The sequence below is a fragment of the Marinomonas rhizomae genome, assembly GCF_024397855.1.
Lineage (GTDB): Bacteria > Pseudomonadota > Gammaproteobacteria > Pseudomonadales > Marinomonadaceae > Marinomonas > Marinomonas rhizomae_A.
Genome location: NZ_CP073343.1, coordinates 2,712,239 through 2,728,747, shown reverse-complemented (window position 1 = coordinate 2,728,747; position 16,509 = coordinate 2,712,239). Strand labels below are relative to the sequence as shown.

The window sequence follows — 16,509 nt, the reverse complement described above, 5'->3', positions numbered from 1 at the left end:
CGTAGGAAGCCTTCCTGCGTTCTAATGGATAAATATTGATTATATTGTGTTATGAATTTCTGCCACGAAATCATAGGAATCCCCAGGGAACCATGAGCGCGTAAACTCAATGGGTGTACCATTTTGTGTGACGGCGGTACGTTCAATGTAAAGCACAGCGCTAAGTTCTGGGATATCGAGCAATTGGGCTCGCTGTTCGTCAATGCTAATGGCACGAAGGCGTTGGAATGCGCGAACTGGGCGGCAGCCTTGTTGCTCTAATAAATCGTACAGAGACCCTTCCATCGCAAAAGGGTTAAGAATGTAATTGCTTGGAATCGTTGCTAGCTCAAGTGCCATGGGCTTGCCGTCGGCGTAACGCAAACGATAAAAACGCACTACCTCTTGTTCTGCAGATAATTTTAGTGCTTTGCATTCATCTTCATGGGGCATTCCTAAAGAACGATCCAGCCATTTTGATGTAATGGCTTTGCCGCGAGCTTTCATGACTTCGGTAAAACTACGCAAGTGGTTGAGTGGTTGCTCAACCCGCTCGCTGACAAAGGTTCCTGCGCCTTGGCGTTGCGTCAATACGTCTTCCTTTACCAGCTCGTCAATGGCGCGGCGCACTGTGACGCGTGAAACGTCAAGATACTTAGCCAGATCACGCTCAGGCGGAAGGGTATCACCGCCAAGCACTCGACCTGCAGAAATAGACGCTAAAATAGCTTTTTTTACCTGCATATAGAGAGGAATGCCTTTTTCTCTCAATGCATCGGCAGCACCAAATAACTCATTAACGCGATTTTGGTTCATAGTTAGTGTCCTGAACGGGAAGGGGTTCCCGTACTTGTTATTGCTAAGGGCTAAGTATTCCGGCGTTAAAAGGGGATAGCCGCAGACGTATGGGCGTTGACCCTCGTTAAGGCGTTACCTTGGTGATCAAATAAATACAGTCGATTAGGTTGAATGCCAAAGGTGATTTTGTCGCCTGCTTGGTGTTGATTATCGCCATCTACTTTAAGCACCATTTCGCCTTCCTGACCGATATCGACATACAAATAGGACAGTTCGCCAAGGTGTTCTATCAAAGTAACTGTGCCTTCAACGGTATTGTGTTCGCATTCGAGCGCAATATGTTCTGGTCGTAATCCAAGTTGCACTATGTCGCCTTTGTTTAGCGATGACGTATCAATGCCAGCCTGAATGGCGCGGCCGGATTCTAGCACAAGTTGCGTGTTCTCTGGGTCAGGTTGACTGATTTTTGCGGTTAAAAAGTTCATCTTTGGCGAACCAATAAAAGCGGCAACAAATTGTGTTTTTGGGTGGTGATATAAGTCCAAAGGTGCTCCGACTTGTTCTACACGACCCTTGTTCATGACGACGATTTTATCACCTAATGTCATGGCTTCTACTTGGTCATGAGTCACATACACTACGGTGGCTTTTAGTTCCTGATGAAGTTTGCCAAGTTCGACACGTGTTTGAACCCGTAAGGAAGCGTCTAAGTTAGATAAAGGTTCATCAAATAAGAAGACTTTCGGGTCTCGTACAATGGCGCGGCCTATGGCGACACGCTGGCGCTGGCCACCTGACAGCTCTCGAGGTAATCGTTCCAGTAGATGATCAATCTTTAGCTTTTTTGCGGCTTCCATTACCTTGTTGTTTACAAAGTGTTTGTCTTTCCCTGAGATTTTTAAGCCAAACGCCATGTTTTTGAACACATTCATATGTGGATACAAGGCATAAGATTGGAACACCATTGCAATACCACGTTTGGCTGGCGAGCGCCCATTAACGCGTTCTTCATCGATATATAAGTCGCCTTCGGTGATGTCTTCTAATCCAGACAGTAAACGTAATAAGGTAGATTTTCCGCAACCAGACTCGCCGATCAAAACGACAAATTCACCGTCTTTGATATCGAGGTCAATGCCATGCAGTACATCCACATCCCCAAAGCGTTTTTTAATATTGTTCAGTTTTACACTAGCCATGAAATAAACCTCCAACGGTCAAAGATATAAACTATTATTTGACCGCTCCGCTGGTTAAGCCGCGGATCAATTGTCTTGAAAAAATGGTGTATAGAATCAGTACAGGAACGATCGCCAAGGTTAAGGCGGATAATACGGAGTTCCAGTCCGTGACGTATTGCCCCACAAATTGCTGTACGCCAAGTGTAATAGTGCGAGTTTCTTCACCTGGAGCGAGTATCAGCGGGAACCATAAATCGTTCCAAATCGGAATCATGGTAAATACAGCCACGGTTGCCATCGCGGGCTTTAGTAGCGGCAAAATGACACAAAAGAAAATCTTATATTCGCTAACGGAATCGCAACGGGCAGCTTCGGTAAGTTCCTTCGGAATAGTGCGTACAAACTCTGACAAAATGTACACAGCAAGCGGCAAGCCTTGGGCTATGTAAACCAACACCAGAGCAGTAAGCGTATTCACAAGGTCCAAGCTAACCATCAGGCTTAAGATACTTACCGTGCCCAAACGAATGGGAATCATGATGCCCATGGCAAACAAAAAGGTAATCAGCAAGTTGCCTTTGAATTTGTATTCCGTCAGTGCCCAAGCCGCCATAGCACCCAGTAAAAGTACTAAGCCAACCGCCAAAATAGTAACAACTAAGCTGTTCCACGAATACAAACCGAAGTCAGACCTCAATAGCACTTGTTGGAAGCCCACCAAGGTAAAGGAGTCACTGTCTGGCAAGCCGAGTGGGTCGCGGAAAATAGCGCGACGTTCTTTAAAAGCATTGATCACAACAACAATAATTGGGAAAAGGGCAATTACGGTGTAGGCCAATAACACGGCATGTATCGTGACGCTTTTTGGGACTTGTCTTATTCCAGAGGAGGGCATAAGCCGATCTAATAGTTTCATCATAGCCTCCTTAAAATTGGAATCGCTGAATGCGACGTTGAATAAAGAATAGGAACAACATAACGCCCACCAAAATGATTAAGAACATCAGAGTAGCCACCGCGGCACCCATGGAAGCGCTGCCTTGTTGTAGCTGGAAGCCAAAGAAGGTTCGGTAGAAGAAGGTCCCCATTAAATCCGTTGAGAAGTTAGGGCCAGCAAGAGCGCCTTTCACGGCGTATATCAATTCAAAAGCATTAAAGTTCGCCACAAAAGTCAAAATCGACACCATAGCGATGGTCGGTAAAATCAATGGCAATTTAATGTGCCAAAAAGTCTGGAATGAATTAGCACCATCTACCACGCTGGCATCGACAATATCGTCAGGAATATTCAACAAAGTGGCGTAGATCAACATCATCGGAATACCGACAAACTGCCAGACGGAGATAAAGGCCAAAGTAATTAGCGCGCTGCCTTCTTTGCCAAGCCAGGCATCGAAGTATTGGCCAAGGCCAATGTTATAAAGAAAGTCTTCTGAAATTCCCCAGATAGGGCTTAATAACAACTGCCAAACAAACCCAATGATAACCACAGATAACATAGTCGGCATAAAAATGAGCGTTCGATAAGTGCCAGAGAGACGTAATTTTGGTGCGCTTAATAACACTGCCAGAAGCAGACCGATCGGGTTTTGTACAAGCATATGAATCGCAAAAAATTTAAAGTTATTGCCGAGTGCATTCCAGAAAGCTTGTGACCAAGTGTCGTCCGTTATCAAGGTGATAAAGTTTTGCAGGCCAACAAAGCTACTTTGTCCTTGTTGCTCGTTGTACAGGCTTAATACGAGTGTATCGAGTAAGGGGTAAACACTGAAAACAACGTAAATCAGTAATCCTGGCCCAAGGAAAAACACCAAGTGCCATGGGAAAGGCTTCTTTTCGTCATGTTGGTTGGATGGCGTCATAGTTCATCTCAAATTGTTATTAATCTTAACCCCCTCCCAGCCTCCCCCTTAGCAGGGGGAGGAGCAGGCGAGTTATGATCCTCTCCCCTTATTTTCAATGGGAGAGGATCAGGGTTGGGTTTAACTTATTGCTGAGGTTTGTACCATTGCTCCAAACCGTCCTGTGTTTCTTTGGCGGCTTCTTCTGGTGTCATGGTGCCATTGATAACCTGAGCACTAACGTTCCATAGTTGGTTCTCTAAATTTGGCGTACCACGAGATAGGATTTGATAAGAGTTACGAATGGTCGATTTGCACTGCTGACGCCAGCTCATAAACTCTTGTGCAACAGGATCTTTGATGTCGATTTGGTGATTAGACAATGGGAAGAACCCTGGAACCGCATTGGCATAAAGCGTGGCGAATTCTTTGCTAGCCATCCAATTTAAGAAGACTTTAGCGGCTTCTTTATTAGTCGAGTTCGCATTAATGCCAATCCCCATATCGGTATGATCACTTATGTAACAAGTGTCTCCTGATTTCGCCACAGGTGGTGGGAAGGCGCCAAATTCAAAATCCGCCTGATTGTTAAATGTCTGAATGTCCCAAGAGCCCGCTGGGTAAATGGCTGCCCGACCTAAAGTAAATAGGTTTTGTGAATCAGAATATTTTTGCGCTTCAAAACCTCTGCCCAGATACGGTTTCCACTCGGCCAGTTCTTTCCAAGTGTCCACATAGGCTTTGTCAGTTAACTTTTCTTCGCCTGTTAAGAGTGCCTTACGACCTTTTTCGCCTTCCCAATAGTTCGGGCCAATGTTCTGGAATCCCATTGTGGCGGCTTCCCATTGGTCTGCAGTCCCCATGGCTAGTGGTATGTAACGGCTTTCTGATTTGATGGTATCCAGAGTATTAAAAAATTCATCGCGTGTTTTAGGAATAGATAAATTCAGTTCTTTAAATATTTCTTTATTGTAAATAAAGCCGTGAATAACAGACGCAACAGGCATACAGAATTGGTCTTTACCATCATCTGTTACCCAAGCACTTTTCGCTACATCGGAGAATTGTTTGAGGCCTTTTAGATCATTTAAGTTGGCTAGGTAACCATCTTTATAAAGGTCGAGAGCGGTATCGAATGGACGGCAAGTGATTAAATCACCAGCGGAACCCGCTTTTAACTTTGCCTGCAGTGCCGAGTTGTATTCAGTTGGAGGGGTTGGTGCGAAGTTTACTTTTGTGTCTGGGTGACTTTTGTTGAAGGCTGGAATAATAACATCTGACCAGATGTTAGCATCGTCACTACGCCAACTTTCAATAGATAAACCATCTGCCGCTTGCGCGATACCAGTACTGCTAAGCAGTATCGCCGCTAGGCAAGTGAGCTTTGTAACCGTTTTTGCTTCCGGTTTTTTGTGAAGTAAAGCGGAACGAACATTTAACATGAGTACTCTCCGATTGTGTTTTCCAATTGTGATGTGGTTGCTTTTTTATTAGTCTCTAAAGTCTTATTGGTATCTTTTAGGTATTTATTTTTTTAAAAATTAGCACCAATTATTCGTTCAGGCAAATAAATATGACAGAATTGTGGAAAATAATTTGATCTTGCGTTTTAATTGGTCTTATATTGGTTTGTTTTTATGGCTGAAAAAGAGGGTTCTTATGCAAGTCATCATTCTCCCATCCGCTCATGATGTGGCCTTGTTCGCGGCTGATCGTGTCGTTGATGTGATTAATACCAAAACGAATCCTGTTTTAGGGTTGGCGACTGGGTCTACGCCCATTGCTTTGTACAAAGAGTTGGTGGCACGTTATCAATCCAAGCAAGTATCGTTCCGTCAAACCATCAGCTTTAATTTGGATGAATATATTGGTATTGCCGATTCTCATCAGCAGAGCTATCGCACCTTTATGAATCAACACCTGTTTGAATCGATTGATATTGTCGCAACGAACACATATGTTCCATTGGCCGAGAGCCAAAATGCAGACACCTTAAAGAAAAGTGCGCAAGATTATGAAGTGAGTATCCAGCAAGCGGGTGGTATTGATTTGCAGATTTTAGGCATTGGCTTAAATGGTCATATTGGTTTTAATGAACCTACTTCCAGTTTTGCTTCACGAACACGTATTAAAACCTTGTCAGAGTCTACCGTTGTTGCGAATAAACGTTTTTTTGAAGAAGACGAGTATCAGCCGCATTTAGCGCTAACCATGGGAATTGGTACTATTTTAGAAAGCAGGTCGGTACTGTTAATGGCCACTGGTAAGGCGAAAGCAGAGTCGGTTAAAGCCATGATTGAAGGCCCGCTTTCTGCCATGTGTCCAGCGTCAGCACTGCAACTGCATGAAGCGGCAACCATAGTGTTAGATGAAGAAGCCGCTAGCTTGTTAATGTTAAAAGAATATTACCAATGGTGTGAACAAAAACGTCAACAATTGCACGAGGGAAGTTTGGCATGAGCGGTTTATATATTGGTGTGGACGGCGGCGGTACTTTTTGCCGCGCCCGCTTGGTTGATGGTGATGGCAATGTTTTAGGTGAAGCCGTCGGTGGCTCTGGTAATCCAAGAATTGGTATTGAGGCGGCTTGGCAGAATATTATCAACGCCTGTCTTGAAGCGTGCCATCAAGGCAATATTTCTCCCGAAGTTTATGCAAAAATTACCTTAGGTTTAGGCTTAGCGGGTGCCAACCAGCCATTGGAGCAAGAGTTGGTGATTGCTCAAAAATCACCGTTTGGGCAGCGTTACTTATTGACCGATGCGCATGCGGCTTGTTTGGGGGCCTTTAATGGCGAAGATGGCGCGTTATTGATATTGGGCACAGGCAGCTGTGGGGTTGTTTATCAAAATGAACGATTCAATATTGTTGGTGGCTGGGGTTTTCCCTTATCGGACCAAGGTAGTGGGGCGCGTATTGGTCTTGCTGCTTTAGAGTATTCACTAGCAGCCTTGGATGGCATTTCTCCATCGACACCTTTTACCGACAGCATTAATGCTGAGTTCTCTTTATCGGCAGAGGAATATGTCTTGTATCAAAACAGAGCTCCCTTGCCAAAAGAGTACGGTGCGTTTGCAGTTCAGGTATTTCAGTTTGCCCAGCAAAAAGACCCAATTGCCCTGAAAATTATCCAGCAACAAGTGGAGTGGGTGAGTCAATACCTAGACGCTTTGATAGCTAAAGGTGCTCGGAAGGTCGTTTTAGTTGGCGGCGTCTCAGAGGCCATTTTAGAATATTTGCCAGAGCGTTTCTCGCCTTACTTTTGTCAGCCAAAGGGTGACGCTATGGCGGGTGCCATTTTGATGGCTAAAGCTCAAATAGGAAGGAAAGCAATATGATGGAACATAAGTTAACAACCTTGTTTGCCAAGCGTTTGTTCGATGGTGAGAACTGGCTCACGAATCAAAAGGTGACCTTTAAAGGGCAAGTGATTGACTCTATTACATCTGTTGCTGATTTAGCTGTTGAGCAATCCACTGAAAATACAGACGTGGTTGATATTCTGGCGCCAGGGTTTATTGATGTGCATGTCAATGGTGGCGGTGGCGCCTTGTTTAACCATACGCCGACTCTTGAGGCATTAGAGCGCATGGTGGCTGTGCATGCTCAATTTGGCACTGTGGCCATGATGCCGACATTAATTTCCGATGATTACGAAATCATGTCGCAAGCGCATCAAGCGGTTTGCCAAGCTCTTAAGCAAAACATGGCGGGTATTTTAGGTCTGCACTATGAAGGTCCTTATCTCAATCCTATCCGCAAAGGTGTTCATAATGAGTCGAAATTGCGCAAGCCGACAGAAGGCAAATTGTCCGCTTTATTGGAAGTAAGTCGTAGCGGAAAACTTATGGTGACATTAGCGCCAGAGCAAGTGCCAGAAGGCTTTATTGAATGGCTTGTTGCCGAAGGCGTTATTGTTTGCATTGGCCACTCTGCTGCGAATTATGATCAAGCAAGGCAAGCTGTGATGGATGGTGCTCGTGGTTTCACCCATTTGTTTAATGCTATGACGCCTTTAATTAGCCGTGAGCCTGGTGTGGTTGGTGCAGCATTGCAAACGGATAAGCCTACCTGGTGCGGATTAATCGCCGATGGCCATCATGTTCATCCTGCGAGTATGAGAGTCGCGATTGCCGCGAAAGGTTGCGATCACATGCTGTTGGTGACTGACGCGATTCAGAGTGTAGGATCTGATGAGCAAGAAATGCCATTTTTAGGAAAAAAAGTCCTGCGTAGCGAAGGTAAAGTGACCACCGAAGACGGCACACTTGCAGGTTCTGATTTAGACATGGCAACGGCCGTACGTAATACTATTCATTTAATCGGGCGAACGCCTACGGAGGCGTTGCAAATGGCGTCTTTAAGGCCTGCTGAATTTTTAGGAATAGAGCAATCTTTTGGCCGTATTAAAGCGGGATACCGAGCGAGTCTTGTCGGTTTAAGCGAAGATTTTTTTGTCACATCAACATGGATTGATGGGCAGAAGGTGTGGGGGTAATTTAAAATAAGTTGTAAAAAGCTATCTATCCAAAGTTAATCTCTATAGTATGGCGGTACAAGCTAGAAAGAAGTCTAAAATTATTAACTCTGCAATACGTTGTTTTATTCATAAAATCCTCGTCCTGAAAGTTTCTAAGTACAAGTCTATTTTTTTTGCAAAACTGGCCCCTAAAGGGCTATTTAAAACTCAGGTGATTATTTATGTCTAATACAGTGAAAGGAACCGTTAAGTGGTTCAACGAAATTAAAGGTTTTGGTTTTATTGAGCAAGAGTCCGGCCCAGATGTGTTCGCACATTTCAGCGCTATCGCTAGCTCAGGATTCAAAACATTGGCTGAAGGCCAACAAGTAGAATTCGTTGTTACTGCTGGCCAAAAAGGTCCTCAAGCAGAAAATATTACAGTGCTTTAATTAGCTACTAAGAATATTTAAAAAAGGGTAAGTTCTTCGGAACTTACCCTTTTTTTTTGCGTTTTAAAAAAGCATATCTTTTTGCAGAAGGGCCAGTACCGCCTAGTTGGGCTTCTCATTACGCTCTTAACCTAGAAAATTGAAACTTTCTTTTAGGTTTTTGCGTACTTATTAGTATCTATTGCGTTTTGGCTATAAAGCAAAAGCCTAATTCTAATAAGGAGAAATACTATGAATCGTCGGAATTTTCTCGTAACAAGCGCGTGTGTTATTGGTGGTGCTCATTCGTTTAGTACACCTGTTATGGCTGCCTCTTCCACTTCTGGTGAAAATTTTGAGGTGGTTCGAAGTAAGAAACAATGGCAAGTAAAGTTAAGTGATTTTGAATACCAAGTAATGAGAGAGGAGAAAACAGAGCGTGCAGGTAGTAGTCCTTTGCTTAATGAAAAGCGAGAGGGCACTTATCTCTGTAAAGGTTGCGATCTTCCCCTGTATCCTAGTAATACGAAATATGAAAGTGGAACAGGTTGGCCAAGTTTTTATGACAGCTTACCTAATGCTGTTGGTACGAAAGAAGATAATGGTTTCTTTATGAAACGCACAGAAGTTCATTGTCGTCGATGTGGCAGTCACTTGGGGCATATTTTTGATGATGGTCCGAAGCCAACAGGATTGCGCCATTGTTTAAATGGTATTTCTTTAGTATTTAAGCCTGTTTAATTACGATTTTTAAATTATTTTTTAAAAATTGAAACCTTTTTAAATTCGCTGCGTATCTCTTAATAACCATGGCGAATTGTTATGGAAAAACAAACTGGAGAATAACAATGAAATTACTAAGTCTTGTTTCTGCTGCGACAATTGTAACGCTTGCTGGCTGTTCTGCTAGCGGCATGAAAACAACTGATGACAATGCTAATCCAATGGTGGGTGGCGCTCCAATGTATGCGAGCAAAAACATCATTGAAAATGCGGTTAACTCTAAAGACCACACGACATTAGTGGCTGCCGTTAAAGCCGCAGGTTTGGTTGAAACTCTTCAAGGCCCAGGTCCTTTTACTGTCTTTGCGCCAACCAATGCTGCTTTTGATAAATTACCAGAGGGTGCCGTAGCCGGTTTATTGAAACCAGAAAACAAAGCGGCTTTAACTAAGGTGTTGGCTTGTCACGTGGTAAAAGCGGATGCTCTATCTGGCGCCATTAAAACCATGATTGATGATGACATGGGCAAACACCCAGTGCCGACGATTGGTGGCTGTACATTAATGGCTACATACATGGGCGACAAGATTATGCTTGAAGACGAAAACGGCCGCGTTGCTCACGTGACTATTGCTGACGTTAAACAATCGAATGGTGTTATTCATGTAATTGATACCGTGCTTTTACCTAAGCAATAAGCGAGTACTAAAACGCAAAACTAGCCTAAAAATCTGAGTAATAAGGTTAGTAGGTTAACCCCAGAAGCCAGTATCTTACCCCTTTAGATACTGGTTTCTTCGTTTCTTAAGGTCAGAACTTCATAACCCGTGTCTGTGACTAAGATGGTGTGCTCCCATTGAGCGGAGAGTTTTTTATCAGCCGTCACAACCGTCCAGCCGTCTTTTTTTGTCTTGGTCTTGGCTTTCCCTTGGTTGATCATGGGTTCGATGGTGAAAGTCATGCCTGCTTCCAATGTCATTCCTGTTCCTGCTTTACCGTAATGCAGTACTTGTGGTTCTTCGTGCATTTCTCGACCAATACCGTGACCGCAGTATTCTTTTACGACAGAATAACCTTTGCTTTCCGCTAGGGTTTGGATGGCTGCGCCAATGTCGCCTAGGGTAGCGCCGGGTTTTACTTTTTTGATTCCAGCCCACATGGCGTCATACGTTGTTTTGACCAGACGTTTGGCAATAGGGTTGGCGTCACTCATGACATACATTTTACTGGAATCGGCGATAAAACCGTTTTTCTCTAAGGTGATGTCTAGATTGATGATGTCTTTTGCTTTGAGTTTATGGCTGTCGTTTGGCACGCCATGACAAACGACTTCATTTATTGAAGAGTTTAAGGAAAAGCCATAATCGTATTGCCCAAGGCTTGCCGGCCTGGCGTTCAGTTCATTGCGAATGAAGTCTTCTACTTTATCGTTGATTTCTAAAGTCGATACGCCTTCTTTGACGAAGTCATCGAGCATATGAAATACGCTGGCCAGTAATTTGCCAGACTCACGCATGAGTTCGATTTCTGTTGGTGTCTTAATATGAACTTGCATGCTACTTCACCGCTTTTAGTGGTGTTTCAGCATTTGCACTGGCCAGTTCGTTGGCAATCAACTCGGAAAAGGTGAGACTGGGGTTGAGCTCGGCTAAGCGTCCCATTTTTATCCAGAATTCGGCTTGTGCATTGATAGAGCGCGACATGACATGGCAGCTTTTGCGAATGTCGTCGTGAAGTTCGTCGGAGATTTTAATAATACCCATGAGATATGATCCATATATGATTTATATACGGATCATATGTTCATGGTTTGAGCTTTTCAAGTGCTATTTATAAATCAGCTTTTATTGAAACAGATCTTTTATCAGTTTAATGCCTGCTTCCTGCCCGCCTTGGTTGTACGCATCTAATAGCGCAGAACCTAAAATCGCGATGTCAGCTTTGCCGATAAGTTGCTCAATCTGATCGCGTTCACGCAGGCCAAAACCGACGCCCATTGGTGCGTTGGCGTGTTGTTTGATTTGTGCCAAATAGTCATCAAGTGAGGTCTGCTTGGCTTTTCCTTCATGGACAGAATGGCCTGTAACACCAGAGCGCGCCACGCAATATAAGAAACCGCTGGCTTGACTGGCTAGCATGGCTAAACGGTCTGGTGGTGTGACTGGTGTTACCAACCACACTGGATCGATACCGTTGGCTTTACAAGCCGCTTGGTAGGTGGCTGATTGTTCAATAGGGAGATCAGGTAAGATCAAGCCTAGAATATTCTCCTCAGCCGCACGCTTGGCTAGCTTGTCTAAACCAAAGCGATACATTGGGTTGAGATAACTCATTAACACGATGCGGCTTTCAGGGAAGTTCTTTGCGAGCTTTCCTAATTGAGATAAGCAGGTTTCTACGTCCAGCTTTTGCTCTAATGCTTTATGACAAGCGGCAACTATACTTGGGCCGTCGGCGACAGGATCGGAAAAAGGAAATTGCACCTCGATAAAATCGACGCCTTCCTGCATTAACCTTTCCATCCAGCTCAAGCTTTCTTCAACGCTTGGGTAGCCATAAACCACATGGGTCATGGATAAAATTGGCTTGTTTTGGCGTTTTTCTTCAATAAAAGTCGCTAACTGGCTCATGCTTTATCCCCTTTGTTTTGAGTGGTTGGGTAAGAGGCTAGGTAATCGGTTAAAAACTGCGGGAAGGTTTCATCTTCCACTGCTTTTGCCACGTTAAAGATGTCCTTGTCGCCACGGCCAGAAAGGTTGATGACGATCTTTGAATCTTTTGGTAAGTTTGGTGCGTCTTTAAATGCGCCCGCTAAAGCATGAGAGGACTCTAAAGCAGGGATAATGCCTTCTTTTTTAAGCAATAACGTACAAGCAGCAATCACATCATCGTCCATTGCATAGGTCATTTTGATGCGACCTGTTTCGGCTAAATGGGCAATGATAGGAGAAACGCCAACATAGTCTAAGCCTGCTGCGATTGAGTGGGTTTCTTGTAGCTGTCCTGCGTTATCTTGCAAGAACATGGTCGCAAAGCCTTGGGCGATACCTGGCTGTCCAAGGTTATGGGACAAACGAATGGAATGTTCGCCAAGCTCTAAGCCCTTGCCGCCCGCTTCGACGCCGATCATTTCTACTTCTTTGTCATCAAGGAAAGGTAGAAATAAACCGCAAGCATTAGAGCCGCCGCCAACGCAAGCATACAAACGATCTGGAAATTGACCGAATTGCGCGACACTTTGCTCGCGGACTTCGTTACCAATAACAGATTGGAAGTAGGCCACCATTTCAGGGAAGGGCGCACAACCACAAGATGTGCCAATTAAATAATGGCTTTCTTCGTGGCTAGAAGACCAATCACGTAATGCTTCGTCTAATGCATCACGTAGGGTTTGTGCGCCAGTGGTAACAGGCACAACCGTGGCACCAAGTTGTTTCATCCAGAACACATTTGGATACTGACGTTCAATGTCTTTTGCACCCATGTAAATGGTACATTCAAGCCCTAAACGCGCCGCAACAAGGGCCGTAGCAATGCCGTGTTGTCCAGCGCCTGTTTCTGCAATGACGCGCTTTTTGCCCATGCGTTTGACCAATAACCCTTGGCCAATTACGTTGTTCATCTTGTGTGCGCCACTGTGATTTAAGTCTTCGCGCTTCAGATAAATTTGTGCGCCACCAAAGTGTTCGGTCAAATTCGCGCAAAAAGTCAACGGCGTTGGGCGGCCAGAAAACTGCTGCCATTGTTTATTCAGCTCAGCGAGAAACTCCGGATCGTTTTTGGCTTCTTCGAACGCATGTAAAATTTGCTGTTGGCTCGAATAAAGGATTTCAGGAATATAGCTACCGCCGTATTGCCCGTAGAAACCGTTCTCGCTTTGCATGACTTGCTCCTAAAATTGCTATTTTTTTCTCGATTAAATTAACTATACCGTTTAGTTAATTTAATCGTGTTTTAAGGTGTCGTCAAGTGTATTTTTTGGGGCTATATTGTGTTTTCGCATTTTTGATAAAGCCCATGTAGTTTGCAGTCCGTTCGGAGTGATTCGTAAGTGTTGAATTTACTGCTACAATTTTAGTGAGCTAATTTTATGCACAGGGTTCTTTATGATTAAGCCGGAAATTCCAAAAAATGAAGCTGAACGATTGCATGCATTAAGAGCATTGCGAATTCTTGATACTTCCTATGAAGAACGATTTGATCGCATTACTCGGATGGCTAAGCGGATGTTTAGTGTTTCTATCTCGTTAATTAGTCTGATAGATGAAAGCCGCCAATGGTTCAAATCCCGGCAGGGGCTTGATGTGATTGAAACATCACGAGATATATCGTTTTGCGGTCATGCTATTAATCAGGATGGTTTGTTTATCATTACTGATGCGTTAATTGATGAGCGATTTTTTGATAACCCGCTTGTTACAGACGCACCGAATATTCGTTTTTATGCAGGCTGTCCTTTGAAACTTCGCCAAGGAATTAATATTGGTACTTTGTGCATCATAGATAGTAAGCCAAGGGTATTTGATGAAGAGGACCAACTACTGCTTAAAGATTTAGGTACGATCATTGAACAGGAAATACAATCTATTCAGCTGGCAACATTAGACGAGCTCACTTTGATTTCTAATCGACGTGGCTTTATGACTATGGTCAACCAGATGCTGAAAGTGTGCCAGCGAGATAAAAAGACGATGTCTTTTGTTGTCTTTGATCTTAATAAATTTAAAGCGATAAATGATGATTATGGTCATCATGAAGGTGATTTTGTTTTGGCTAAGTTTGCTCAGATAATGCTTGAGTCATTTAGTGAATATGATGTGATTGGGCGCTTAGGCGGGGATGAATTTGTTGCTATGTTGAGTGACCGTACGGCCGAAGAGATTGCTGTGTTTTTAGAGCGCTTTGCGGTGTGTGTAGATGAAGTGAATGACAGTTTGAAAAAGCCTTATAGGATTCAATACAGTGCAGGTGTTACCCATTTCCCGCATGACACTGACAAATCGATTGAAGAGATGATTCAATGTGCCGATGCTGCTATGTATCAGCAGAAGAAAAAAAGGTAGCGTCCCTTTCATAATTTTAATTTGCTATTATCTACCGATGTCGCTTTTTCAAATATAGAAAGCAACGTTACATCAATGGGTTAGAATTCCATTAGATAAAATAACACTTGTTAAGAGGCAGTAATGGCAAGAGGAAGACCCAGTAAAAAAGCACACATAGTTGAGGCTGCGGGTGGTTTATTCACACAACAGGGCTATCAAAGCACCAGCATTGACCAAGTCGTTGCCACGGCTGGCGTGTCTAAGCCAACGGTATACAGTAACTTTCCTACCAAGTTGGTACTGTGGGAAATGGTGTTAACTTCGTTAACAGAGCAGGCGCAAGATGAAATGGAAAAAGCTTTATTGCATCTGCAATCGAAAAAAGAGCTATCGCTGATTGCTGGTTGGATTTTACTTTGGGAAGCTTGGGTTAATAAAGCGGAACGTCTTGCTGTGTATCGTATTTTACTTGGCGAGCAGCATAAAATGTTGCCATCGACATTTGTTTTATTTACTGAATTTGAAGCAGTTTTAGAATCTATTTTGTCAGCTTGGATTGCTGAGTTTTCAGTATCGCCAATGAATTTTTTTACGTTAAAAGCGGTTAGCAAAGAGGCGCTTTTAACGCCTGCACTGATGAATCAAGCGATGATGAATAAAACTGAACTAGAGTGTCAGCTTGATGATCTGCTAGTTGATTCTAGCAATATAAAAAAAGCCAAATAGCAAAGCTATTTGGCTTTTTACTTGAACTCAACTAGGTCGAGTTTTGTTATTAAGCAGCAGCGTTTTCTTCTTCCGTTACTTCTTCAACACGGCCTTTTTCAGCCCAATACATGATGCCTATTGCGAGTGATCCCATGATTACAAAGCCGCCTGAAATTGGCATCAAGGTATTGTTGTACATTTGGCCTATGATGGTGCCAATTCCCATCGACATGATTGCCGATACCGAACCAATAACTGCAGAGGCAATACCTGCAACATGTCCCATAGGCTCCATCGCAAGGGAGTTGACGTTACCGAACAATAAACCAAAGCAGAAGAACAAAATCGACGCATATACCAAGAACATCCATAAGCTAATAGTTACAAAGGCATGCAGGGCAAAGAATGCAATGGAGGCGATAACAACGACGCAAATAGCACGGAAGGCAATATATTTGGCTCCGTGTTTTTCTACGATGCGCGAATTAATTAGTGAAGAAAAGCCAAGTACCAAAGCCAACAAACCAAAGTAAAGTGCGAATAAATTCCCCGTCTTAAATTGCACCTGGAAAATTTGTTGTGAAGAATTCAAGTAGCCAATGAAGCTACCGAAAAACAGACCCATACAAATGGTATAACTCGCGGTTATGCGGTTTGTGACAACTTCTTTAAAGCCTTCTGCAAAGCCTTTCTTGGAAAACGCAATTCGATTGGATTTTGGTAAGGTTTCTTTCAGGCGTAAGCCAATCCAAGCGATTAATATCACCGCATAAACTAGGTATAGCTCAAATATACCGCGCCAGTCGGAAATGAACATCATGGCCTGACCGAGTGTTGGTGCAATAGCAGGAACTAGGACAAAAATCATCATCACCAAAGACATAACCCGAGCCATTTGTGCACCGTGATACAAATCACGTACTAACGAGATAGCTGAGATATAAGGTCCAGCAACGCCCAATCCTTGGATAAAGCGACCTAGCATGAGCATTTCTAAACTGTCTGCCTGATAGCACACCACGGTGCCGAGCAAATAGATTGCGAAGCCACAAAACAAAATAGGGCGACGGCCTAGGGAATCAGATAATGGGCCGCAAATTAACTGACCCATTGCCAGACCAAGAAATAACATACTGATCAGCAGCTGGGGTTGGTTTGCAGTAACCGCACCCAGCTCCTTTCCGATAATGCCAAGCGCTGGAAGCAAGGCATCAATCGAAATCGCCGTGATCGACATTAATAAAGCCACTAAAAGTGTGAATTCCTTCGTTCCCATACCGGAGGAAGAAGTATCGTTGTGAGCATTTTCCATTTTTTATCCAAAGAAAAAGGTGGTTTGAAGGG

18 protein-coding genes are annotated in these 16,509 nt (G+C 43.7%); 8 read left to right on the top strand and 10 right to left on the bottom strand.

Going from position 1 to position 16,509, the window contains the following annotated elements:
• Nucleotides 1-39: 39 nt before the first annotated feature.
• The 5 genes from KDW99_RS12980 to KDW99_RS12960 form a co-directional block, all read right to left on the bottom strand.
• Nucleotides 40-795: a GntR family transcriptional regulator gene (locus tag KDW99_RS12980; RefSeq protein WP_255825308.1), complete on the bottom strand. Its 756-nt coding sequence runs from the start codon at nucleotides 793-795 to the stop codon at nucleotides 40-42.
• 65 nt (nucleotides 796-860) lie between these two features.
• Nucleotides 861-1,976, bottom strand: a complete 1,116-nt coding sequence (locus KDW99_RS12975) for an ABC transporter ATP-binding protein (RefSeq protein WP_255825307.1) — start codon at nucleotides 1,974-1,976, stop codon at nucleotides 861-863.
• 34 nt (nucleotides 1,977-2,010) lie between these two features.
• Nucleotides 2,011-2,874 (bottom strand): carbohydrate ABC transporter permease, encoded by an 864-nt coding sequence (locus tag KDW99_RS12970; protein ID WP_114412447.1) that lies wholly within the window; start codon nucleotides 2,872-2,874, stop codon nucleotides 2,011-2,013.
• Between the two features lie 10 nt (nucleotides 2,875-2,884).
• Nucleotides 2,885-3,820, bottom strand: a complete 936-nt coding sequence (locus KDW99_RS12965) for a carbohydrate ABC transporter permease (RefSeq protein ID WP_255825306.1) — start codon at nucleotides 3,818-3,820, stop codon at nucleotides 2,885-2,887.
• Nucleotides 3,821-3,945: 125 nt separating this feature from the next.
• Entirely contained in the window at nucleotides 3,946-5,241 is a 1,296-nt protein-coding gene (locus KDW99_RS12960) for an ABC transporter substrate-binding protein (RefSeq protein WP_255825305.1), read from the bottom strand.
• Nucleotides 5,242-5,458: 217 nt separating this feature from the next.
• Between KDW99_RS12960 and nagB the strand changes: the two genes are divergently transcribed.
• The 6 genes from nagB to KDW99_RS12930 all read left to right on the top strand — a co-directional run bounded on the left by nagB (nucleotide 5,459) and on the right by KDW99_RS12930 (nucleotide 10,110).
• Entirely contained in the window at nucleotides 5,459-6,259 is an 801-nt protein-coding gene (gene nagB / locus KDW99_RS12955; RefSeq protein WP_255825304.1) for a glucosamine-6-phosphate deaminase, read from the top strand.
• On the top strand, nucleotides 6,256-7,137 hold the full coding sequence (locus KDW99_RS12950) for a BadF/BadG/BcrA/BcrD ATPase family protein (RefSeq protein ID WP_255825303.1): 882 nt from the start codon (nucleotides 6,256-6,258) through the stop codon (nucleotides 7,135-7,137). The genes nagB and KDW99_RS12950 overlap by 4 nt, the downstream gene beginning before the upstream one ends.
• Entirely contained in the window at nucleotides 7,134-8,297 is a 1,164-nt protein-coding gene (gene nagA / locus KDW99_RS12945; protein ID WP_255825302.1) for an N-acetylglucosamine-6-phosphate deacetylase, read from the top strand. Before KDW99_RS12950 ends, nagA begins: the two co-directional genes overlap by 4 nt.
• Nucleotides 8,298-8,500: 203 nt before the next feature.
• Nucleotides 8,501-8,710 (top strand): cold-shock protein, encoded by a 210-nt coding sequence (locus tag KDW99_RS12940; protein ID WP_012069364.1) that lies wholly within the window; start codon nucleotides 8,501-8,503, stop codon nucleotides 8,708-8,710.
• Between the two features lie 231 nt (nucleotides 8,711-8,941).
• Complete coding sequence (msrB, locus tag KDW99_RS12935; RefSeq protein WP_255825300.1) at nucleotides 8,942-9,430, top strand: peptide-methionine (R)-S-oxide reductase MsrB; 489 nt, start codon at nucleotides 8,942-8,944, stop codon at nucleotides 9,428-9,430.
• 107 nt (nucleotides 9,431-9,537) lie between these two features.
• Nucleotides 9,538-10,110 carry a fasciclin domain-containing protein gene (locus KDW99_RS12930; RefSeq protein ID WP_255825299.1) on the top strand — a complete coding sequence of 191 codons (573 nt, stop codon included), beginning with the start codon at nucleotides 9,538-9,540 and terminating at the stop codon, nucleotides 10,108-10,110.
• A gap of 83 nt (nucleotides 10,111-10,193) precedes the next feature.
• Here the strand turns inward: KDW99_RS12930 and map are convergent, their stop codons facing one another.
• The 4 genes from map to trpB all read right to left on the bottom strand — a co-directional run bounded on the left by map (nucleotide 10,194) and on the right by trpB (nucleotide 13,295).
• The gene (gene map, locus KDW99_RS12925) at nucleotides 10,194-10,967 is read right to left on the bottom strand and encodes a type I methionyl aminopeptidase (RefSeq protein WP_255825298.1); all 774 of its coding nucleotides are present in this window, start codon (nucleotides 10,965-10,967) and stop codon (nucleotides 10,194-10,196) included.
• 1 nt (nucleotide 10,968) lies between these two features.
• Nucleotides 10,969-11,175 carry a ParD-like family protein gene (locus tag KDW99_RS12920; RefSeq protein WP_255825297.1) on the bottom strand — a complete coding sequence of 69 codons (207 nt, stop codon included), beginning with the start codon at nucleotides 11,173-11,175 and terminating at the stop codon, nucleotides 10,969-10,971.
• Between the two features lie 81 nt (nucleotides 11,176-11,256).
• Entirely contained in the window at nucleotides 11,257-12,042 is a 786-nt protein-coding gene (trpA, locus tag KDW99_RS12915; protein WP_255825296.1) for a tryptophan synthase subunit alpha, read from the bottom strand.
• Complete coding sequence (trpB, locus tag KDW99_RS12910) at nucleotides 12,039-13,295, bottom strand: tryptophan synthase subunit beta (RefSeq protein WP_255825295.1); 1,257 nt, start codon at nucleotides 13,293-13,295, stop codon at nucleotides 12,039-12,041. The genes trpA and trpB overlap by 4 nt, the downstream gene beginning before the upstream one ends.
• 223 nt (nucleotides 13,296-13,518) lie before the next feature.
• On the opposite strand from trpB, the gene KDW99_RS12905 reads away from it, so the two are divergent.
• Both KDW99_RS12905 and KDW99_RS12900 read left to right on the top strand, forming a co-directional pair.
• The gene (locus KDW99_RS12905) at nucleotides 13,519-14,475 is read left to right on the top strand and encodes a GGDEF domain-containing protein (RefSeq protein WP_255825294.1); all 957 of its coding nucleotides are present in this window, start codon (nucleotides 13,519-13,521) and stop codon (nucleotides 14,473-14,475) included.
• Between the two features lie 123 nt (nucleotides 14,476-14,598).
• Nucleotides 14,599-15,183: a TetR/AcrR family transcriptional regulator gene (locus tag KDW99_RS12900; protein ID WP_255825293.1), complete on the top strand. Its 585-nt coding sequence runs from the start codon at nucleotides 14,599-14,601 to the stop codon at nucleotides 15,181-15,183.
• A gap of 49 nt (nucleotides 15,184-15,232) precedes the next feature.
• Here KDW99_RS12900 and KDW99_RS12895 read toward each other — a convergent pair whose 3' ends face one another.
• Nucleotides 15,233-16,477: a multidrug effflux MFS transporter gene (locus KDW99_RS12895; RefSeq protein WP_255825292.1), complete on the bottom strand. Its 1,245-nt coding sequence runs from the start codon at nucleotides 16,475-16,477 to the stop codon at nucleotides 15,233-15,235.
• Nucleotides 16,478-16,509 lie beyond the last annotated feature (32 nt).